The 19,369-nt window shown below is 66.9% G+C and carries 22 protein-coding genes; 8 read left to right on the plus strand and 14 right to left on the minus strand.

The genetic code is table 11. The features are described from left to right. Positions 1 to 24 precede the first annotated feature (24 nt). The 5 genes from AAYO93_RS03025 to AAYO93_RS03045 all read right to left on the minus strand — a co-directional run bounded on the left by AAYO93_RS03025 (position 25) and on the right by AAYO93_RS03045 (position 5,493). Positions 25 to 1,050 carry an ABC transporter ATP-binding protein gene (locus AAYO93_RS03025; protein ID WP_345763538.1) on the minus strand — a complete coding sequence of 342 codons (1,026 nt, stop codon included), beginning with the start codon at positions 1,048 to 1,050 and terminating at the stop codon, positions 25 to 27. Continuing rightward, positions 1,047 to 2,036 (minus strand): ABC transporter ATP-binding protein, encoded by a 990-nt coding sequence (locus AAYO93_RS03030; protein ID WP_345763539.1) that lies wholly within the window; start codon positions 2,034 to 2,036, stop codon positions 1,047 to 1,049. The genes AAYO93_RS03025 and AAYO93_RS03030 overlap by 4 nt, the downstream gene beginning before the upstream one ends. A 1-nt stretch (position 2,037) precedes the next feature. Further along, positions 2,038 to 2,922, minus strand: coding sequence for an ABC transporter permease (locus AAYO93_RS03035; protein WP_345763540.1), 885 nt, complete (start codon positions 2,920 to 2,922; stop codon positions 2,038 to 2,040). Beyond that, a complete protein-coding gene (locus tag AAYO93_RS03040; protein ID WP_345763541.1) occupies positions 2,919 to 3,878 on the minus strand; it encodes an ABC transporter permease in 960 nt (319 codons plus the stop codon). The genes AAYO93_RS03035 and AAYO93_RS03040 overlap by 4 nt, the downstream gene beginning before the upstream one ends. A gap of 61 nt (positions 3,879 to 3,939) precedes the next feature. Next, a complete protein-coding gene (locus AAYO93_RS03045) occupies positions 3,940 to 5,493 on the minus strand; it encodes an ABC transporter substrate-binding protein (protein WP_345763542.1) in 1,554 nt (517 codons plus the stop codon). 126 nt (positions 5,494 to 5,619) lie between these two features. Here AAYO93_RS03045 and AAYO93_RS03050 point away from each other — a divergent pair, with 126 nt between their 5' ends. Both AAYO93_RS03050 and AAYO93_RS03055 read left to right on the plus strand, forming a co-directional pair. Beyond that, a complete protein-coding gene (locus AAYO93_RS03050) occupies positions 5,620 to 6,096 on the plus strand; it encodes a GNAT family N-acetyltransferase (protein ID WP_345763543.1) in 477 nt (158 codons plus the stop codon). Positions 6,097 to 6,135: 39 nt separating this feature from the next. Continuing rightward, a complete protein-coding gene (locus AAYO93_RS03055) occupies positions 6,136 to 6,822 on the plus strand; it encodes an SDR family NAD(P)-dependent oxidoreductase (RefSeq protein ID WP_345763544.1) in 687 nt (228 codons plus the stop codon). Here the strand turns inward: AAYO93_RS03055 and AAYO93_RS03060 are convergent. From AAYO93_RS03060 to AAYO93_RS03085, 6 genes are all read right to left on the minus strand, one after another. After that, on the minus strand, positions 6,819 to 7,109 hold the full coding sequence (locus AAYO93_RS03060) for a DUF1905 domain-containing protein (protein WP_345763545.1): 291 nt from the start codon (positions 7,107 to 7,109) through the stop codon (positions 6,819 to 6,821). The genes AAYO93_RS03055 and AAYO93_RS03060 overlap by 4 nt on opposite strands. Positions 7,110 to 7,345: 236 nt before the next feature. After that, entirely contained in the window at positions 7,346 to 8,110 is a 765-nt protein-coding gene (locus tag AAYO93_RS03065) for an ABC transporter permease (RefSeq protein WP_345763546.1), read from the minus strand. Then, positions 8,107 to 8,925: an ABC transporter ATP-binding protein gene (locus AAYO93_RS03070; RefSeq protein ID WP_345763547.1), complete on the minus strand. Its 819-nt coding sequence runs from the start codon at positions 8,923 to 8,925 to the stop codon at positions 8,107 to 8,109. The genes AAYO93_RS03065 and AAYO93_RS03070 overlap by 4 nt, the downstream gene beginning before the upstream one ends. Further along, a complete protein-coding gene (locus AAYO93_RS03075) occupies positions 8,925 to 9,290 on the minus strand; it encodes a DUF1048 domain-containing protein (RefSeq protein ID WP_345763548.1) in 366 nt (121 codons plus the stop codon). The genes AAYO93_RS03070 and AAYO93_RS03075 overlap by 1 nt, the downstream gene beginning before the upstream one ends. A 2-nt stretch (positions 9,291 to 9,292) precedes the next feature. Further along, positions 9,293 to 9,643, minus strand: coding sequence for a PadR family transcriptional regulator (locus AAYO93_RS03080; RefSeq protein WP_345763549.1), 351 nt, complete (start codon positions 9,641 to 9,643; stop codon positions 9,293 to 9,295). A gap of 79 nt (positions 9,644 to 9,722) precedes the next feature. Next, entirely contained in the window at positions 9,723 to 10,664 is a 942-nt protein-coding gene (locus AAYO93_RS03085; RefSeq protein WP_345763550.1) for a methyltransferase family protein, read from the minus strand. 36 nt (positions 10,665 to 10,700) lie between these two features. Here AAYO93_RS03085 and AAYO93_RS03090 point away from each other — a divergent pair, with 36 nt between their 5' ends. Continuing rightward, complete coding sequence (locus tag AAYO93_RS03090; RefSeq protein WP_345763551.1) at positions 10,701 to 12,284, plus strand: phospholipase D family protein; 1,584 nt, start codon at positions 10,701 to 10,703, stop codon at positions 12,282 to 12,284. A 31-nt stretch (positions 12,285 to 12,315) separates the two neighbouring features. Further along, entirely contained in the window at positions 12,316 to 12,834 is a 519-nt protein-coding gene (locus tag AAYO93_RS03095) for a tetratricopeptide repeat protein (RefSeq protein ID WP_345763552.1), read from the plus strand. A 1-nt stretch (position 12,835) separates the two neighbouring features. Here AAYO93_RS03095 and AAYO93_RS03100 read toward each other — a convergent pair whose 3' ends face one another. From AAYO93_RS03100 to AAYO93_RS03110, 3 genes are all read right to left on the minus strand, one after another. After that, the gene (locus AAYO93_RS03100; RefSeq protein WP_345763553.1) at positions 12,836 to 13,747 is read right to left on the minus strand and encodes an NADP-dependent oxidoreductase; all 912 of its coding nucleotides are present in this window, start codon (positions 13,745 to 13,747) and stop codon (positions 12,836 to 12,838) included. A 63-nt stretch (positions 13,748 to 13,810) separates the two neighbouring features. After that, positions 13,811 to 14,164, minus strand: a complete 354-nt coding sequence (locus tag AAYO93_RS03105) for a YciI family protein (protein ID WP_345763554.1) — start codon at positions 14,162 to 14,164, stop codon at positions 13,811 to 13,813. Between the two features lie 101 nt (positions 14,165 to 14,265). Next, entirely contained in the window at positions 14,266 to 15,189 is a 924-nt protein-coding gene (locus AAYO93_RS03110) for an aldose 1-epimerase family protein (RefSeq protein WP_345763555.1), read from the minus strand. 45 nt (positions 15,190 to 15,234) lie between these two features. Here AAYO93_RS03110 and pdxH point away from each other — a divergent pair, with 45 nt between their 5' ends. From pdxH to AAYO93_RS03130, 4 genes are all read left to right on the plus strand, one after another. After that, on the plus strand, positions 15,235 to 15,873 hold the full coding sequence (gene pdxH / locus AAYO93_RS03115) for a pyridoxamine 5'-phosphate oxidase (protein ID WP_345763556.1): 639 nt from the start codon (positions 15,235 to 15,237) through the stop codon (positions 15,871 to 15,873). An 81-nt stretch (positions 15,874 to 15,954) separates the two neighbouring features. Continuing rightward, entirely contained in the window at positions 15,955 to 17,604 is a 1,650-nt protein-coding gene (locus tag AAYO93_RS03120) for a circularly permuted type 2 ATP-grasp protein (RefSeq protein ID WP_345763557.1), read from the plus strand. Then, a complete protein-coding gene (locus AAYO93_RS03125) occupies positions 17,598 to 18,527 on the plus strand; it encodes an alpha-E domain-containing protein (protein WP_345763558.1) in 930 nt (309 codons plus the stop codon). Before AAYO93_RS03120 ends, AAYO93_RS03125 begins: the two co-directional genes overlap by 7 nt. Then, positions 18,524 to 19,369: a transglutaminase family protein gene (locus AAYO93_RS03130; RefSeq protein WP_345763559.1), complete on the plus strand. Its 846-nt coding sequence runs from the start codon at positions 18,524 to 18,526 to the stop codon at positions 19,367 to 19,369. The genes AAYO93_RS03125 and AAYO93_RS03130 overlap by 4 nt, the downstream gene beginning before the upstream one ends.

Here is a 19,369-nt window from a genome sequence, read left to right on the forward strand (position 1 = left end):
CCTTGTTTCTGAAAGGTTCCGAGCTCACCGCGCTGTTGCGCCGATGGGCTCGAGTTCTGCGGACTTGATGCAGGCCGCCAGGTGGTCGGGTCCTACCGTGGTCAGGGCGGGATCGACCATCCTGCACCGCTCTGACGCGTAGACGCAGCGGGGCGCGAACCGGCACCCGGCAGGTACATCGAACGGGCTCGGCGGGTCGCCGTCAAGTGGACGCCGCTCGTTCGAGCTCCCGGCGCTCATCCGCGGGATCGAATCGATCAGTGCGCGGGTGTACGGGTGACGCGGATTCGAGAACAGCTCGTCCGTGTCGGCCACCTCGACGATGCGACCCAGATACATCACCGCGACCCTCTGACTCAGGTGCTGGACCACCGCGAGGTTGTGTGCGACGAACAGGATGCTCAGGCCGAGGTCGCGCTGCAGCGTGGCGAAGAGCTCCAGGATCGTCGCCTGCACCGAGACGTCGAGCGCCGAGACGGGCTCGTCGGCGATGAGAACGTCGGGCCGGACGGCGAGGGCGCGCGCAATGGCGAGGCGCTGTCGCTGGCCGCCCGAGAACTGGCTGGGGTACGCGTCGAGCGCATCCGCGTCGAGGCCGACCTGTGCCAGGAGGCGAAGGCACTCGTCGGTCACCTGCGAGCGCGGCACGATCTTGTGGAGGAGCAGGAGCTCGCTCAACATGGATCGCACGCTCATCCGGGGGTTGAGCGACGAGTACGGGTCCTGGAAGACCATCTGGACGCGTTTGGCGGCATGGCGCCCGGTCGCTGGAGCCGCAGGCGCTGCGTCCCATTCGAGCGCGCCCGACGTCGGTGCGAGACTGCCGACGAGGATCTTCGCCAGAGTCGATTTGCCCGAGCCGGACTCGCCGACCAGAGCCAGGATCTCACCGCGACGCAACTCCAGGTCGACCCCGTCGAGCGCCGTGAGCCGATTCGCGTGGTTCTTCGACCAGGGGAGTCTGCTGCCGAGCTCGTAGGTCTTCGTGATGTCGGCGACGCGAAGGATGCTCGCGGTCTGAGCGGACGGGTCGTGGATCGTGAGCGTCATGCGGTTCTCTCCAGCATCCGGTCGACTTCGAAGCAGGCGACGGATCGGCCGTCATCGCGCGGCTCCAGGGCTGGAGACGACTCGTGGCACTCCGCCGTTGCGAAGGTGCACCGCGGCGCGAACGCGCAGCCTGCGCTCCGATTGGCCAGGTTCGGCGGGAATCCGGGAATCGCGACGAGCGAACGGTCTGGGCGATCGAAGTCGGGGGCCGACGCCAGAAGACCCATCGTGTACGGGTGCTCGGGGCGGTCGAACACCGCCTCGACGCGACCGCGTTCGACTATCCTGCCCGCGTACATCACCGCGAGCTGGTCGCAGGTCTGGTTGACGACGGCGAGGTCGTGCGTCACGAAGACGAGAGAGGCGCCGACCTCGTCGCACAGGTCTTCGAGCAGACGGAGGACCTGGTGCTGCACGGTCACATCGAGTGCTGTGGTGGGTTCGTCGCAGAGGATCAGCTGAGGCTTGCACGACAGCGCCATCGCGATCATCACACGCTGGCGGAGGCCGCCGGAGAGCTCATGAGGGTACGCGCGTGCGCGCCGTGCCGGGTCGGGGATGCCCGTCCTGGCCATCATCTCGATCGCGAGTGCGCGCGAGGCGGCCTTCGACAGGCCGAGGTGCCGTCGCGGTCCTTCGGCGATCTGGTCTCCGACCCGGACCACCGGGTTCAGCGCGGTCATCGGCTCCTGGAAGATCATCGCGATCTCCGAACCCATGATCGAGCGGCGTGCCGATGCTGATAACTGCGTCAGGTCGGTGCCCCGGAAACGGACGGTTCCGCCGAGGACTTCGACACCGCGCGGGAGAAGGCCGGCTATCGCACGGAGCGTCATCGACTTTCCGGAGCCGGACTCGCCCACGATGCCGAAGCGGTCGTTGCGGTCGACCGTGAACGAGATATCGTCGACGATCACCGTCTGCCGTGCACCGTTTCGCACCCCGAGGGTCAGGTGCGAGACGTCGAGAAGCGGTTCTGCTGACACGCTACTTCCGCCTTTCCGGGTTCAGGAGGTCGGAGAGGCCATCGCCGAGCCACGACATGCCGAGGCTGACGACGACCACCACCAGGCCGGGTATCGTCGCCTGCTCCCAGTGCGTCGTGATGAATTCCTGGCCGTCGAGGATCATCGAACCCCACTCTGCTGTGGGCGGCGCGATTCCGAGACCGAGGTAGCCGAGGGTGACGATCGCCATGATGTCCATCACGACGTCGCTCGTGCCGTAGATGATGGCCTGGGAGAGCACGTTCGGGCCGATGTGCTTGACGAGGATGCGCGGGTGCGACATCCCGCCGAGCTTCGCGGCCGTGACCCAGTCCTGCTCTTTGGCCACGAGTACTTCGCCGCGGACGATCTTCGCGTACGACACCCACGAGACCGCAGCGATCGCCAGGTAGATGCTCGCCTCACCGGAGCCGAGCACGAAGACGAGCACGATGACCATCACGTAGAAGGGGAAGGCGAAGAAGATGTCCACGACGCGCATCACGACCGCGTCGAACCATCCGCCGAAGTAGCCGGCGAGGGCGCCGATGGTCGATCCGACGACGAAGGGGATGATCACGGCGAGGAAACCGATGCGAAGGTCGACGCGGGCGCCCCAGATGAGCCGCGACAGCACATCCCGGCCGTACTTGTCGGTGCCGAGCCAGTGCGCCGCGCCGGGGTTCGCCAGCGCGTTCTGCAGATCTTGTTTGATCGGGTCGTACGGTGCGAGCACCGGGGCGAAGATCGCGACCAGGACCAGGAAACCGATCACGCCGATGCCGGCCACGAGCGACCCGTTCTTGTACCAGGGCTTGAGTACGCGCGACCGTGCCGCGCGGCGTTTCACCTGGAACCTGTCGAGTACGGCTGTCGGTGTGCTCATCGCGCCACCTTCGCGTTGAGGTCGACCCGGGGGTCGAGGGCGGTATAGACGATGTCGGTGAGGATGCCGACGATCACGACGAACAGCGCCACGAAGAGGGCGACCGCCTGGATCGTGGGGAAGTCGCGGCTGAAGATCGCGTTGATCATCAGCGAGCCGAGGCCGGGGAGCGCGAAGACCTTCTCGATGACGAGCGAACCGCCGACGAGATAGCCGAGATTGACTCCGAGGATCGAGATCGTCGGGATGGCCGCGTTGCGCAGCACGTGGCCGCGGAACAGGTGCAGGCCGCCGGAGCCTTTGGAGCGTGCCGTCGCGACGTATTCGGAACCGAGCACGTTGATCGTCGACGAGCGCAGGCTGCGGATGATCGTGGGGGACATCGCGATCGCCAGCGTGAGAGCCGGCAGGGCCAGGTAGTAGATGTGATCGAGCGGCGTGTCGCCGAAACCGCCGACGGGGAAGATGTGGAGGTTCACCGCGAACAGGAGGATGAGCATGATTCCCACCCAGAACTGCGGCATCCCCTGGCCGATCAGCGTGTAGACCCGCACCCCGAAGTCGCGTCCCCGGCCGGGTGCGCTCGCGGCGATTCCGGCGAGCGGAACGCTGAGGAGCAGGCACAGCACCACCGCGAAGAGCAGCAGCGACAGCGTGACCGGGATGGCTGCGAGCACCAGGCCGGACACCGGCTGCTGGTAGGTGAGGCTCGTGCCGAGGTTGCCCTGCACGAGCCGGCCGACGAAGAGGAAGTACTGCACCCAGATGGGCTGGTCGAGACCGAGCTGCGCTCGCAGCGCGGTGACCCGGTCCTGCGTCGCGTGCTCACCGAGGATCGCGACGGCCGGATCGCCCGGAAGGAGGTGCGCCATGAAGAACACGAGCAGTGTCACGCCGAAGATCACCGGCACGGCCTGCAGGAGTCTCGCGGGCACGAATCGAAGACGTTGGATCATGGTTCACCTCCCAGGGTGTTCAGGGGGCGGAGCGAGCACAGGTACGCTCCGCCCCCAGCTTTTACTTGGACTTGGTGATGTCTTCGACGTGGTAGTTGCCGAGCGGCGTCACGTGGAAGCCCTTGACCTTGTCCGTGGTCGCGTAGGCGTACGGCGAGTAGTACGTGTACGCCAGGAACGCGTCGTCACCGGTGAGGGTCTGCAACTGCGAGTAGAGCGCCTGGCGCTTGGCCGGGTCGATCTCCTGCTGCGCCTGCTTGTTGATCGCGATGACCTTCGGGTTGTTGTAGTACGTGAACGCCGACTTCGCGCCACCGCTCGGGTCGACGGCGAACGTCGTCCACTCGTCAGGGTCGGGGATGTCCATCGTCCAGGCCGACAGCGTCATGTCGAAGTCCGACTTGAGGCGGGCCTGCTTGTTGGCCGTCGGGTCGAGCTGCTTGATCGTCACCGTGATGCCGAGCTTCTTCAGTTCGGACTGCAGGATCTGGGCGACCGACGCCTGGTTGGCGTCACCCGAGCGGATCAGGATGCTGGTGCTGAAGCCGTTGGGGACGCTGGACTTCGCGAGTTCCGCCTTCGCGGTCGCCGTGTCGTACTTCGGTCCCTTGGCGTCCTTGTCGTAGAAGGGGGTTCCGGGCGAGAGGAGCGAGTTCGCCGCGGATCCGTTGCCGAACAGAACGGCTTTGACGAGGGCCTGGCGGTCGATCGAGTAGGCGATCGCGCGGCGCACGTGCACGTCGTTGAACGGGGCGCGCTGCTGGTTGAAGGCCACGTAGTCGATCTGTGTCGACGGGAAGGCGTCTGCCACAATGCCGGGCGAGCTCTTCAGCGACGAGAAGCTGGACCAGTCCGGAGTGTCGTCGATGTCGATCTGGCCGCCCTGCAACTGGAGCTTGCGGGTGTTCGCGTCGGGCACGACCGTCCAGGTCACGCTGTCGAGGGACGGCTTGCCCTTCTGCCAGTAGTTCGTGTTCTTGACGAGCTTGAGGGACTGACCCTTCTTCCATTCGCCCCACTTGAAGGGGCCGGTTCCGACGGGCGCCTGATAGAACTCGTCGGCGGTCTTGCCGCCGTAGTTCGCGGGGACGATGGCGTTGCTGAACAGGGAGAGGTCGGCGATGAGCGGCGCCCACGCGTACTTGGTCTTGATGGCGACGGTCTCGTCGTCGACGACGGAGACGTTCGCGATCGCCGCGTTGATGTAGCCCCAGCCGGTGTCGGCGGTGGCCGTGTCGGCATCGATCGAGAACTTGACGTCTTTCGCCGTCATCGGGGTGCCGTCGGAGAACGTCACACCGGAGCGGAGCTTGATCGTGTACGTCAGCTTGTCGGCCGAGACCGTGTAGCCCGTCGCCAGCCACGGCTTGACGTCGCGGCCGTCGTCGCTCACCGTGAACAGCGGTTCCATGATCTGTTCGAAGGTGAAGATCGACGGGTTGTCGAACGTCGTGGTGTTGTTCATCGAGACGGCGTCGGCCGGGCGGGCGATCACCAGGTCGCCACCCTTGGCGGACGTCCCACTGGACGTACCACCTCCGGCGCTACAGCCGGCGAGAATCACTGCCGCGACTCCTGCCAACGCCACCACTGCGATGCGTTTGGTCCTCTTCATCGACTACCTCACTTGTCGGGCACATTCAGTGCTCTAACGGATTGGATCATCTTCGTACCAAACAATCCAGAATCGCAACTCGGAAACAAGATTGTTACATTCATTACAGGTCGGTACGCTGACAGGATGCTCGTACTGCGCGATTTCCGGGAAGGTGACTTCGACGCCATCCGCGCGTGGGCGCCGACGCCCGACGACGTGTACCTGTTCGCCGGTTCGGCGCGGTTGTGGCCGCTCGATGACGCCCTGCTGCGCGAGTGGTTGCACGCCGAGAGGGTCACGGCGTGGACGGCAGTGGACCCGGATGCGAGAGATACGCCCGTCGGCCACATCGAGCTCGTGAGAACGGGGGAGGTGACGGGCCGGCTGGCCCGCGTCCTTCTCGACCCGACCGTGCGCGGCAAGGGCTACGGCCGCGCGCTGGTGGCGGCAGCGGTCGACGCCGCGGTCGCGAGTGGTACCACCACGATCGACCTCAACGTGATCTCAGGCAACGTCCCGGCGATCGCGACCTACCGGAGCCTGGGATTCGTCGCGCTCGGCCCCAACCCCGAGCATCCGGACATGACGCGGATGCGCCTGCTGGCCGGTGTGCGCAGCTGACGGTCGAAGGTGATTCGCAGGCCGCGTAGATTGTTGCCCGTGGATCTACAACTGCGCGATCAGGTCGTTCTCGTCGTCGGTGGGGCCGGATACATCGGCTCGGTTGTGACCGAGCGCTTCAGGCAGGAAGGCGCGACGACCGTCGTGGCATCGCGCCGCGCTTCGGATGACCTCGACAGTGTTGTCATGGACGCCACTGATCCGGTATCCGTCCGGTCGGCCATCGCGGGGGTCGTCTCGACGCACGGCCGCATCGGCGCACTCGTCGTGACCGCCGCGCCGTCGGCGCAGACCCTGGATCCGGCTCGGAGTTCGGAACCGGAGCAGATCCTCGAGGCCGTCGATTCGAAGGCCCTCGCCTTCTTGCGCGTCGCGACGGAGGTCATCCCGAACATGCGCGAGGCGGGTTACGGCCGGATCGTCGTCATCAGTGGCCAGAATGCGCTCGTCACGGGGAACATCACAGGCTCGGTGCGCAACGCGGCGACCATCATGGTCGCTAAGAACCTTGCCGACGAACTGGCCGGCACCGGCATCGCGGTCAACGCGGTGAACCCCGGCCTCGTCGCCGACGACCCGCCTCGCGAGGTCGGGATCGGTCGAGCCGGCTCCACCAGCACTCAGCAGGTGGCTGACCTCGTCGCCTTCCTCGCCTCGCCGATCTCCGGGGTGTCGGGCGAATCGATCGCGGTGGGACACCGTGTGCGCGGGGTCATGTCGTTCTAGGTCAGCCGGCGTACGAGGTGGACGGTGACCGTATCCCCGACGTCTTTGCCGAGCCGCGCGCGCATCTTTGCGCTGAGCGAGAGCATGTGGCCGCCCTTGCCTGTGACCATGAGTCCGATGTTCGGCATCGGGAAACCGTCTACCGTCGCGTCGACGCGCACAGCCTTCTTGGTGCCGAAGAGCGATGCGGAGTCTGGCACCTCGACGCATGACCAGATGCTGCCTTTGACATCGACTCCGATCGGCGCCGTGAACGTGTGATCCAGGGGTCCGGGTTCGGTACTCAAGGGCTGCTCTTCCGCGTCGTTGGAATCCTCATTCTTTCAGAGGCAGACGACATCGCCCGCGGTTCTCGCGGGCGGGCGCTCTCGTGATGGGTGGGGGAGCGTCCGGGGCGAGGTCATAATTCGCTCGGCAAGAATTATGAGCTAGAGCCGAAGCTCATAAAGAGACATCGCCCGCTTCCCTCTGCAGGAGATGCGGGCGATGTCATTTGTGGAGCTCTGGTGCGTTGGCCTCGACCTCAGCTGATCTTGCGGCGGTAGATGGTGATCGCGAAGCCGTAGGCGATGACGAGGATGCCCACGAGCCAGGCGAGCGCGATCCAGATGTCGCTGCCGACCGGTTGCTCGGCGAACAGTGCCCGGATGGTGTTCACGATGGAGGTCACCGGCTGGTGCTCGGCGAACCAGGCGACCGGGCCCGGCATCGAGTCGGTGGGCACGAACGCGGAGCTGATGAACGGCAGGAAGATCAGCGGGTAGCTGAACGCGCTCGCGCCGTCCACGGTCTTCGCCGACAGCCCTGCGATCACCGCGAGCCAGGTCAGCGCGAGGGTGAACAGGATCAGGATGCCGGCCACGGCGAGCCAGGCGGCGACGGATGCCCCGGTGCGGAACCCCATGATCAGCGCGACACCGATGACGACCGTCACCGAGATCAGGTTCGCGACCAGGGAGGTGAGCACGTGGCCCCAGAGAACGCTAGACCGCGCGATCGGCATGGACTGGAAGCGTTCGAAGATGCCGCCCTGCAGGTCGAGGAAGAGCCGGTACGAGGTGTAAGCGACGCCCGACGCGATCGTGATCAGCAGGATGCCGGGGAGCAGGTAGTTCACATACGACTCGCTGGATCCGGTGTTGATCGCGCCGCCCAGGACATATACGAACAGCAGCATCAACGCGATCGGAGTGACCGCGGTCGTGATGATGGTGTCGGGACTGCGGAGGATGTGGCGCAGCGAGCGGCCGGTGAGGACACTGGTGTCGCTGAGGACGTGGGTGGTCATCGTGATTCCTTTCCTGCGGGGACCGCGCCTTCCGTGCGGTCGTCAGTGGTGTCTGTAGTGCCGGTGTCACCGACGAGTGCGAGGAAGACGTCCTCGAGGGAGGGCTGCTTCTCGACGTATTCGACTTTGGCGGCCGGGAGGAGCTGTTTGAGCTCGGCGAGCGTGCCGTTCTGGATGATCGTGCCCTGGTGCAGGATCGCGATCCGGTCGGCGAGATGCTCGGCTTCATCCAGGGTCTGGGTGGTGAGCAGCACGGTCGTGCCCTGCCCTGCGAGCCGCTTGACGGTCTGCCACACCTCGATGCGCGCCTGCGGATCGAGTCCGGTGGTCGGTTCGTCGAGGAAGATGACCGGTGGGTTGCCGATCAGGCTCATCGCGATGTCCAGCCGGCGTCGCATACCGCCCGAATACGTGCCCGCCTTGCGGCCGCCTGCCTCGGTGAGTGCGAAGCGGGCGAGCAGCTCGTCGGCGATCCCACCCGGGTCCTTCAGGTGACGAAGCCGCGCGACAAGCACGAGGTTCTCCTTGCCGGTGAGCACCTCATCGACCGCCGCGAACTGTCCGGTCAGGCTGATCGACTCGCGCACATCGCCTGGTTGGGCGGCGACGTCGAAGCCGTGGACGGTGGCGGTGCCCTCGTCGGCCTTGAGCAGCGTCGAGAGGATCTTCACCAGGGTGGTCTTGCCGGCGCCGTTCGAACCGAGCAGTGCGAAGATGCTCCCCGCTGCCACGTCGAAGTCGACGCCCTGCAGTACGTGCAGGTCTTTGAATGATTTCTTGATCCCCTGCACCCGGATCGCCGGTTCGTTGGCCATCACTTCTCCCCTTGTTCTGCGTCCTCGACCGCCTTGACCAGACGGGCGCGCTCCTTGTCGATCCACTGCTTTCCGCTGTAGGCCTGCGTGAAGGCCTCGGCGAACTCCACGGGGTCGTCGCCGACGATCTCGCTCACCGGCGTCCCGTCCACCGCTGCCCGCTCCCAGAGGTCTGCGAAGTCGCTGACCATCGTGACGAGCGTGTCGCCGTCGGTGATGCCTCCGGCGTACATGAAGTACCGCTCGAATGCCTTTGCGGATGCCCGGTACGGCTCCGGCAGTGCCTCGATGCGGGCCTTGTACTGCTTGTACTGCTTCTTCTGTTCGAGCGACCCGGTGAGGACCTCGATCCATTTTGCGGCCATGATTACTCTCCTTGTTCCTTCGGGTCTTCGATGTGGTGATGGAGCTGTTCGATTCGTTCTGCGAGGAAGCTCCAGCTCCTCCAGAACTCTTCGAGGTACTCGCTGCCTGTTCCGTTGAGCGAGTACACCTTGCGTGGCGGTCCCTTCTCGGACGGGACTTTCGCCACGTCTACGAAGCCGCGCTGCTCGATTCTGACCAGCAGCGCGTAGACAGTGCCTTCGACGATGTCGGAGAAGCCCTGATCGCGCAGTCGGGCCGTGATCTCGTACCCGTAGGCCGGTTGTACGGCCAGGATGGCGAGGACGATTCCCTCGAGCGTGCCCTTGAGCATCTCGGTCATCTGCTTGGCCATGAGCCCCTCCTTTAGCTACTCGGTGTTGCTGACTACCACTAGATAGTAACACCGAATAGCAGTGGCGCAAGAGGGGAATCTAGAAAATTCCGGGAGCCTTTTCGCGAACGTGATCAGCGTGCGGTTCGACCATTCGGACGCGCGGGATCCAGCAGCGGACGGTGTCGCGATACCGCTTGAACTCATCGCCGTACCGCTTCTCCAGGTCGGCTTCCTCGTGAGGCCGCACGGCATAGTTCCAGACGAGTGACCCCACGACCGCGTACGCGATCACCAGCCACGACTGCAGGATGAGGCCGACCGCGACGCCCTGAGCGATGCCCGCGATCGCCATCGGATTGCGCACCGAGCGATAAGGCCCAGCGATGACAAGGTGGTTCGGCATTGCAGCGGGGAGGGGCGTGCCCTGGCCGCGGGTCGACATCACGACGGCGGACCAGATGCCGAGAGCGCTGGCGAGCACGAAGAGTGCGACACCGGGCGCGCTCGCGAACGGCGGCAAGGGGAGGGCAACCGCCCACCGGCGCTCGAGGGCGACAATCCCGAGCGGGATCACGATCAGGAAGAGTCCCCAGAACACGACGATCTGCCCGAAGGTCGAAACCAGATGGGATGCGGCGGTCGGGCGAGCGCCGGCGGGACGGAATGCGAACGGGCCGCGGATCAGCCAACCGGTAGGGATGTTCCCGAAGACGACGAGGCAGAGCGCGATCGCCGAACAGGCTGCGGCCGCACCCATGAGGAGCACGCCCCAGCCGGCTTCGGTCGTGATCGTCGCGTAGAGCGCCAGCCCGGCGGTGACGAGCCCCGTCCATCCTGTGCTCACGACAGCGGCCGCGCGGAGGCCGAATGCCGCCGCCGCCGAGGCGACGACGAACAGGGGGATGTCGAAGGCGGCCACGACGATCGGGTCGAGGTGACCGAGGGTCGTCTCGCGAACGAGGGGGGATGCGAACACCGCGACCCACCACGCGATCCCGGCGACCGCCTGCACGGCGAAATATCGTCGACCCCATTGCATGGTCACAGGGTATCTGTCGAGCGTACTGTTCGATGCGTGGACGATGATGCCGGAGACTGGTTCCTCAGCCGCGCCGAATTGGGGAGGCTGGCACCCGATGCGCGGACCGGAGCCGTCCGGCTGGCGCCCTGGTCAGAGGGCAACCTCGTACGGCCGCTGGTGCATGGCGCGACCTACTTCGCCCGGCTCCACAGCGAGTTGACCGCATTGCAGCCGGGCGACCGGGTGTGGTTCACGGACTGGCGTGGCGACCCGGATGAGCGGCTGCTCCCGGATGGCCCGTCGATCGGCGAGGTGCTCGCCGATCTGGCCCGCACAGGAGTACAGGTGCGCGGGCTGGTCTGGCGTTCGCACGGAGAACGGGTGTCGGCGCCGATCAGCGGCCGGTCGAATGCCCACCTCGGCCGAGAGGTCAACGATGCCGGCGGCGAAGTCCTGCTCGATCAGCGGGTGCGCGTATTCGGGTCGCATCACCAGAAGTTCTTCGTCATCCGGCATGCGGACGACCCATCGCAGGATGTCGCATTCGTTGGCGGCATAGACCTCTCCCACAGCCGCCGGGACGACGCCGAGCACGCAGGAGACCCGCAGGCGGTGAGCATGGATCCCCGCTATGGCAAGCGACCACCGTGGCACGATGCCGCACTCGAATTGCGCGGCCCTGTGGTGGCAGACCTGCTGGCCGTGTTCTCCGAACGCTGGAACGACCCGCATCCCCTTGACCACCGCAACCCGTATCGGATGCTGCTGCAGCGGCTCGCCGACATGCCCCGGCATCCGAAGCCGCTGCCCGAGGCGGCACCGGCACCGGCTGTGGCGGGTCCGCACGCCGTCCAGCTCCTGCGAACCTACGCGCCCAAACGGCCGCCGTTCCCGTTCGCGCCGCGCGGGGAGCGGACCATCGCGCGCGCCTACGCGAAAGCCTTCGCCCGCGCTCGCTCCTTCATCTACATCGAGGACCAGTATTTCTGGTCGAAGGAGGTCGCCGCGGGTATCGCCAGGGCTCTCGTCAGGAACCCGCGATTGCAGGTCATCGTGGTGGTGCCCCGCTATCCCGATTGGGACGGTCCGCTCGCCGGACCTCCGAAACGGCTCGGTCAGCTGCGTGCCATCTCGATGCTGCGCCGGGCTGCATCCGACCGGATAGGCGTGTTCGATCTCGAGAACACAGCGGGGACTCCCATCTACCTCCACGCGAAGATCTGCATCGTCGACGACCTCTGGATGACCTGCGGGTCCGACAACTTCAACCGTCGCTCCTGGACTTCGGACAGCGAACTCACCTGCGCCGTCTTCGATCAGGGCGCGGAGGGGCATCCCCGCGACCGCTTGGCCCAAGAGTTGCGCCTGCAGCTCTGGGCCGAACACCTCGGCTTCGCCCCGGATGACCCGCGTCTCCTCGACGCCGACGGGGGACTTGCGCTGTGGAAGGCGAGTGCGGACGCGCTCGATCGGTGGCACGAGACCGTGCGCGACTCTCCGCGACCGACCGGACAGGTGCGCCGCCACCGCATCGAACCGGTCTCCCGACTCCAACGGCTCTGGGCGGACCCGCTCAACAGCCTCATCGTCGATCCGGATGCTCGCCCCCGCCGCCTGCGCGGCACCTCGAAGTTCTGAACCCGACGGCTCCGATCGCTACGGTGGAGCCATGACTTTCGCAGATGTGAGCGCCGAGCTGGAGCGGGCCATCGCCCTCGGGTATGAGCGCCGGGATCGCAACGACATGGCTCCGACGATCGCGTACTTCGAGAACCTTCTCGCCGAGAATCCGGGCCTTCCTGTGCTGATCTACGAGGTGGCGGGCGCCTACGATACAGCGGGCGAGGAGCTCACCGCGAAGTCCCTGTACGAGGAGGCGCTCGCCGCAGGCCTGTCGGGAGAACGGCTCCGGATGTGCCTGTGCCAGTACGGCAGCACCTTGCGCTGGCTCGGCGAACTCGACCGCTCGCTGGAGGTACTCGAGGATGCTCGGATCAGGTTCCCGGAGTCGGATGCCGTGCGCATCTTCCTCGCGCTCACCCTGAATGAGCTGGGCCGTGCGGATGAGGCGGTCGGTGTGCTTCTCGGCACGATCACCGCCCATGCAGACAGCACCGATCTCGGACGTTACGCGACCGGGCTCTCGAGTCTCGCGGACTGGTACGCGCAGGGGCGCCCCGGGTCGTGAGCTATTCGCCGGAGCCGACGAGCAGCACCAGTTTTCCGCTCACGCGACCGGCCTCGCCGACGCGGTGCGCCTCCGCGATGTCTGCGAGGGGGAAGGTCTGCACGGTCGGGATCGAGAACTGACCTGACTCGATCAGAACGCCGACCCCTGCGATGGCGTGGAACGCGCGGCCGTCTTCCCCGCGGCTGAACCGCACCCCGTGTTCTCGTGCCCCGACGAAGTCGGCGATCGTCACGACGTTCTCCGCGCCGCCGGCCAGCCCGATGAGCTCGGGCAGGATGCCGCTCCCGGCGACGTCGAGCGCGCGGTCGACGCCATCCGGTGCCAGGGCGCGAACACGTTCCCTGAGACCGTCGCCGTAGGCGACAGGCTCGGCGCCGAGCGACCTCAGGTAGTCGTGGTTGGCGACACCCGCGGTGCCGATCACCCGCGCCCCCCGAACCGCAGCGAGCTGGACGGCGGCGCTGCCGATGCCGCCGGAGGCGCCACTGACCAGCAACGTCGTTCCAGCTCCGACGCCGAGCTGGTCGAGCGCGCGGGTGGCCGTCTCGACAGCCGCCGGAAGTGCGGCAGCGCCGGCGAAATCAAGGGAAGGTGGGATCGGCGCATAGTAGGACAGCACGGCGAGTTCTGCCTGGGCCGCTCCGTCCTCGGATGCGCCGAACACGCGGTCGCCGATCCTCACGTCGTCGACGCCCGCCCCCAGCTCGTCGACGACGCCCGCCGCCTCGTAGCCGAGGGTCTGCGGGAGCTCGGGATCCATCTGGCCCTGGCGTTTCTTCCAGTCGCTCGCGTTGACGCCGGCAGCGCGCACTGCGATGCGGACCTGGCCGGGACCCGGATGCGGATCGGGCAGTTCCACGATCTCGAGGACCTCCGGGCGGCCGAACCGGCTGAACCTGGCTGCTTTCATCGTGTGCTCCGTTCTCTCGCAGTCCTGAGTTCCGCGGCCTGAGCTGAGGCGGACAGGCGCCGATCAGCTCGGCTCGTGGACGAGCTGCCGCACCTCGACGGGCGAGAACCTGGCTTCGACGAAGCGCCCGGCGATCTCGACCGCCCGGTCGATGCTCGCGCAGTCGACGAGGTAGAACCCGCCGACCCACTCTTTGGCCTCGATGAACGGTCCGTCCGTCGTGTGCACGCGCTTGTGGGAGTCCGTGCGCACGACGACGGCTGCCTCGGTGCTGAGCTCGTTCGTCTCGATCAGCTCGCCCGACGCCTGGAGCTCGCGGATGACGGCGCCGTGGGTGGCATCCAGCTCGTCCCTCAGCCCGTTTTCGAGGGCGTCGTCGAAAGCGGGGTTGTTGTAGATCAGAATCTGGTATCGCATGAGAAATCTCCTGTCTTCGGTCCGTACATCACAACGTCGAACGACGACAGGCCCGATCGACATTCTGCGATGAAACTTCTTCGGCCCGGTGATGACATCGGCTAGATCGCGTGGATGGTCCACCCTGCTGTCGCGGTCGCACCGGGCGCGAGCACGATCAGGTCGGTCCCCGAGTTGAACGCGTCGGGCGGGCAGGTCATCGGTTCGACGGCGAGACCCAGGCGGCTCGTGGCAGGGTTCGCCTGGTCGGCGGTGTGCACCTGCACCCACGGGCAGTCGTCGGCCCAGGTCATCCCGACGCCGGTGCCGTCTGCGGCGGTCAGCGTGACGGCCGTGGTGAGCTCGTCGCCGCGTACCAGGTCGGTGAACGCGTGGTCGATGAAGGTGGTGCCGATGAGGCGCGGCGTGCGGAAGTCGAAGGAGCCGTCCTCCTCGGTCTCGACATCGGCCAGCCCGATCGGGATGAGGCGGTCGTCGGTGACGGTCAGTACGGACGCCGCAGGAAGCGAGAGGGTCCACTCGTCGACGCGGCCGGAGCCGGGTGTCAGGTACGGGTGCGGTCCGGTGCCCCACGGTGCATCGTCGTGCCCGGTGTTCAGGCCGGACACGGTCGAGTGCAGGCCGCTCTCGTCGAGTGCGAAGGTGACGGTGACCTCGACGCGGTGCGGGTAGCCGGTCTGCGCTTCGATCGTCGCGACGAGCACCACATGGCTCGCCGACCGGTCGACCGCGGTGAAGTCCAGCCACGTTGCGAGGCCGTGCAGCGCGTTGCCGCGGTTCGGCTCGGTGAGGGGGAGCTGCTCTTCGACGCCGTCGAACGTGTAGCGCCCGTCGACGACCCGGTTCGGCCACGGCGCCAGCGTCGCACCGCGGTAGGCCGGGCGGATCTCGTCGGCCTCGAACGGTACGACGAGATCGCGTCCGTGATGCTGCAGGGTGCGCAGGCTGGCCCCGACGGAGGCGATGGTCGCGGTGTAGTCGCCGGCCGCCAGGCCGTAGTGGGTCCCGGAGAGAGGTGTGGTCATTGCCTCATTCTGCCCGGTCGAGCGGATCCTCGATACATTCGAGGCATGGCCGACACGCTGACCGGCGACGATTCGATCGCCCTCCCCGAATTCAATTCGCCGCCCCACGACCCGCTCGCGCTCGCGCGTGAGTGGATGCGGAGGGCCGACGAGCGGGGTGTTCGGGAGTCCGGGGTCGCGGCCCTGGCGACGGTCGGTTCCGATGGTGCGCATCCGGTGCCTTCCGTGCGGATGGTGCTGGTCAAGGAGGTGGACCGGTCCGGCCTGATCTTCACCACCTACGCATCGAGCCGCAAGGGTCAGGAGCTCACCGCCAACCCGCACGCCTCCGTCGTCTTCTACTGGCGCGAGACCATGCAGCAGCTGAAGGTCGAGGGTGTCGTCGAGCGGCTGTCCGACGCGGAGTCGGACCGTCTCTTCGCCGAGCGGCCCCGTGCGGCGCGCGCCACGACGGCCGTCTCGCACCAGGGCAGCCGGCTCGACAGCGAGGAACGCCTCGTCGCCGAGGCGAAACGACTCATGGATGCGGACACCGAGATCACCCGGCCGGCGGACTGGGCGGGCTACCGGCTCGTGCCGACAGGAATCGAGTTCTGGCACGGTCGCAGGGACCGCCTCCATCGCCGCCTCGCCTATCTGCTCCAGGCCGATGGCGCCTGGCAGGCGGAGCGGCTGCAACCCTGACTCCGCCGGGCGAGTCGATCACGTAGCACCCCGGAAACGTGCGGAAACACTCCAGCAACACCCAGTGGCTACAGTCCATCCATGGGCGACCTTTTCAATGGATACGGCGTCCAGGCGGCGAAGCGTCGGAAGAACCGCACCGCGGCCTGGGACGAGATGTTCGCCGACCACGGTCGGTCGGCCGGCGCCCAGCACGCGCGTCCCGCCTACCGCGAGCTGTATGCCGCCCTTGCGACACTCACCCAGGACGAGCTTCGCGGACGCACGGATGCGCTGGCGAGCTCCTATCTCGCCCAGGGCGTCACCTTCGATTTCGCAGGTGAGGAGCGACCCTTTCCGCTCGATGCGGTGCCCCGCGTCATCGAACAGGCGGAGTGGACGCGCATCGAATCAGGGGTGAAGCAGCGGGTCCGCGCCCTCGAAGCCTTCCTCAGCGACGTCTACGGCGCGCAGAACGCGGTGCGCGACGGAGTCATCCCGGCCGGGCTGATCACCTCGTCTGCGCACTTCCACCGGGCGGCCGCGGGAGTGGAGAGCGCGAACGGGGTGCGCATCCAGGTGTCCGGCGTCGACCTCATCCGCGACGAGTTCGGCGAATGGCGTGTGCTCGAAGACAATGTGCGTGTTCCGAGCGGTGTGAGTTACGTCATCTCCAACCGCCGGGTGATGGCGCAGACCCTTCCCGAGCTCTTCACGTCGATGCGCGTGCGGCCGGTCGGCGACTATCCGTATCGGCTGCTGCAGGCGCTGCGGGCGAGTGCGCCGGGCGGCATGGACGCGCCCAACGTGGTCGTCCTGACGCCCGGCGTCTACAACTCGGCGTACTTCGAGCACACCCTCCTCGCCCGGCTCATGGGCGTCGAACTCGTCGAGGGCAGGGACCTCTTCTGCTCGGCAGGCAAAGTGTGGATGCGCACCACCTCCGGTCCGAGACGCGTCGACGTGATCTACCGTCGCATCGACGACGAATACCTCGACCCGCTGCAGTTCCGCGTCGACTCCGTGCTCGGCACTCCCGGTCTGATGCTCGCTGCGCGCCTGGGCAACGTGACCATCGCGAACGCGGTCGGCAACGGGGTCGCCGACGACAAGCTGGTCTATACCTACCTGCCGGACCTCATCCGTTACTACCTGGCGGAAGAGCCGGTCATTCCAAACGTCGACACGTGGCGGCTCGAAGATCCGGGCGCGCTCGAGGAGGTGCTCGACCGGCTCGGCGAACTGGTCGTCAAACCGGTGGACGGCTCCGGCGGCAAAGGACTGGTGATCGGGCCGGATGCGAGCAAGAAGGAGCTGACCGAACTGCGCGCCCGTCTGATCGAGGACCCGCGCGGCTGGATCGCGCAGCCGGTCGTGCAGCTGTCGACCATCCCCACACTCGTCGCAGACGGGATGCGCCCCCGGCACGTCGACCTGCGCCCGTTCGCCGTCAACGACGGGCGCGACATCTGGGTCCTCCCTGGGGGCCTCACCCGGGTGGCGCTGCCTGAAGGGCAGCTGGTGGTCAACAGCAGCCAGGGCGGCGGATCGAAGGACACGTGGGTGGTCGGCGTCGGCACCGTGGACACCGAGCCGGTGGAGATCCGCAGTGTGCAGGGACTCGTCGCCGACCAGGCCGCGGCGCCTGCGGCCGCCGGCGCCCAGCATCCGCCGGACCATTCCGAACAGGACGGCCCGCGAAGCGACCAGCAACAGCAGCAGCAACAATCGAGAACGGATGCTCCGTGCTGAGCCGCATCGCGTCGAGCCTGTTCTGGATCGGACGGTACATCGAACGCAGCGACGGGACTGCGCGCATCCTCGACGTGCACCTGCAGCTGCTGCTCGAGGACCCCTGGATCGACGAAGACACCGCCTGCCGTTCCCTCCTGTCGGTGATGGGCAGTGAGGCGCCGGGGGACTCGAGCCTGGCGCGAGAGGATGTGCTGCGCATCCTCGCCGTGGACCGCACACAGCCCGCATCCATCGTCTATTCGCTGAGCGCAGCGCGCGAGAACGCCCGCCGAGCACGCGAGATCGTGTCGACGGAGCTCTGGGAATGCCTCAACACCACCAGTGCGCGGATGCCCCGGCGGGTGACCAGCGACAAAGTGCACGAATTCTTCTCCTGGGTGCGGGATCGCACGGCGCTCGCCGTCGGCATCATGGAGTCCTCCGCGAGCAGGGACGAGGCCTGGCAGTTCTTCACCCTCGGCCGGTCCCTCGAACGGGCGGACATGACGGCGCGGCTGCTCGCCACGCGTTCACTCACCGAAGCCAGCGGGCCGAGCTGGACGACCATCCTGCGCTCGTGCGGTGCGTACGAGGCCTACCTGCGCACGTACCGCGGTGTGCCGTCCGCACGCAACGCCGCCGAGTTCCTGCTCCACGACCGCCTGTTCCCCCGCTCCATCCTCTACTCGGTCGCCCGGGCGGAACGGTGCCTTCACGACATCGAGCCGCGAACGGAGCGCGTCGGTGTGACCGAACGCGCGCAGCGGCTGCTCGGGCAGATCCGCAGCGACCTCGAGTTCCGGCCGATCGCGGAGATCCTCGATGATCTGCCCGCACACATGTCGGCGGTGCAGGATGCGACGAGTGCCGCGAGCGAAGCCATCCGCCAGCGCTACTTTCCCGAGAACCTGGCCCCGAACTGGATCGGAGAACGATCGTGAAGCGCCTCCGGATAACCCATTCCACCGGGTACCGGTACGAGGGCGAAGTGACCGCGTCGTACAACGAGGCCCGGATGCTGCCGATCAGCGCCGAACGACAGCTGGTCCTGCACTCGAATCTCGAAGTCGAGCCTGTGTCGTCGCACCACCAGTACACCGACTACTGGGGAACGCGGGTGCTGGCCTTCGATGTGCTGGCGCCGCATCGCGAGCTGACCCTGTCGGCGAGCAGTCTGGTCGAGGTGCTCGACCCGTTGCCCCACGATTCGGCACTGACGTGGGACGAGCTTCGGCACGTGCGATTCACTGCCGGCGAGTACGTGCAGCAGCTGCCGCAGACCCAGCTCACGGAGCCGGCGGACGAGGTCGCCGGGATCGCGGCGACGGTCGTCGGGCTGCACGAGGACCCGTGCGAGGCTGCGCTCGCGCTCTGCCGCCGCGTCGGCGAGTCGGTGGAGTACGTCACCGGTGTGACAGGTGTGACGTCGACCGCAGCGGATGCGTGGGCCGAAGGAAAGGGTGTCTGCCAGGACATCACGCACATCGCGATCGGGGCGCTCCGATCGGTCGGGATTCCGGCGCGCTATGTGTCCGGGTATCTGCATCCGTCTCCGGAACCGGTCGTCGGCGAGACCGTCGTGGGGGAGTCGCACGCGTGGGTCGAATGGTTCTGCGGCAGCTGGCACGGGTACGACCCGACCAACCGGGTGGAGATCGGCGACCGGCACGTGCGGGTCGGGCACGGCCGCGACTACACGGATGTGGCGCCGCTGCGGGGCGTGTACGCGGGACCCACCGCATCCGAACTGTTCGTCACCGTGGAGATCACCCGCGAGGCCTGA

The organism is Diaminobutyricibacter sp. McL0608 (assembly GCF_039613825.1).
Classification (GTDB): Bacteria; Actinomycetota; Actinomycetes; order Actinomycetales; family Microbacteriaceae; genus Diaminobutyricibacter.

Excerpts from the sequence above, each read along its gene's own strand:
- AAYO93_RS03025 (WP_345763538.1), bottom strand. The coding sequence starts at position 1,050 with ATGACGCTCACGATCCACGACCCGTCCGCTCAGACCGCGAGCATCCTT.
- AAYO93_RS03035 (WP_345763540.1), bottom strand. The coding sequence starts at position 2,922 with ATGAGCACACCGACAGCCGTACTCGACAGGTTCCAGGTGAAACGCCGC.
- AAYO93_RS03040 (WP_345763541.1), bottom strand. The coding sequence starts at position 3,878 with ATGATCCAACGTCTTCGATTCGTGCCCGCGAGACTCCTGCAGGCCGTG.
- AAYO93_RS03045 (WP_345763542.1), bottom strand. The coding sequence starts at position 5,493 with ATGAAGAGGACCAAACGCATCGCAGTGGTGGCGTTGGCAGGAGTCGCG.
- AAYO93_RS03050 (WP_345763543.1), top strand. The coding sequence starts at position 5,620 with ATGCTCGTACTGCGCGATTTCCGGGAAGGTGACTTCGACGCCATCCGC.
- AAYO93_RS03065 (WP_345763546.1), bottom strand. The coding sequence starts at position 8,110 with ATGACCACCCACGTCCTCAGCGACACCAGTGTCCTCACCGGCCGCTCG.
- AAYO93_RS03070 (WP_345763547.1), bottom strand. The coding sequence starts at position 8,925 with ATGGCCAACGAACCGGCGATCCGGGTGCAGGGGATCAAGAAATCATTC.
- AAYO93_RS03075 (WP_345763548.1), bottom strand. The coding sequence starts at position 9,290 with ATGGCCGCAAAATGGATCGAGGTCCTCACCGGGTCGCTCGAACAGAAG.
- AAYO93_RS03080 (WP_345763549.1), bottom strand. The coding sequence starts at position 9,643 with ATGGCCAAGCAGATGACCGAGATGCTCAAGGGCACGCTCGAGGGAATC.
- AAYO93_RS03085 (WP_345763550.1), bottom strand. The coding sequence starts at position 10,664 with ATGCAATGGGGTCGACGATATTTCGCCGTGCAGGCGGTCGCCGGGATC.
- AAYO93_RS03095 (WP_345763552.1), top strand. The coding sequence starts at position 12,316 with ATGACTTTCGCAGATGTGAGCGCCGAGCTGGAGCGGGCCATCGCCCTC.
- AAYO93_RS03100 (WP_345763553.1), bottom strand. The coding sequence starts at position 13,747 with ATGAAAGCAGCCAGGTTCAGCCGGTTCGGCCGCCCGGAGGTCCTCGAG.
- AAYO93_RS03105 (WP_345763554.1), bottom strand. The coding sequence starts at position 14,164 with ATGCGATACCAGATTCTGATCTACAACAACCCCGCTTTCGACGACGCC.
- AAYO93_RS03110 (WP_345763555.1), bottom strand. The coding sequence starts at position 15,189 with ATGACCACACCTCTCTCCGGGACCCACTACGGCCTGGCGGCCGGCGAC.
- pdxH (WP_345763556.1), top strand. The coding sequence starts at position 15,235 with ATGGCCGACACGCTGACCGGCGACGATTCGATCGCCCTCCCCGAATTC.
- AAYO93_RS03120 (WP_345763557.1), top strand. The coding sequence starts at position 15,955 with ATGGGCGACCTTTTCAATGGATACGGCGTCCAGGCGGCGAAGCGTCGG.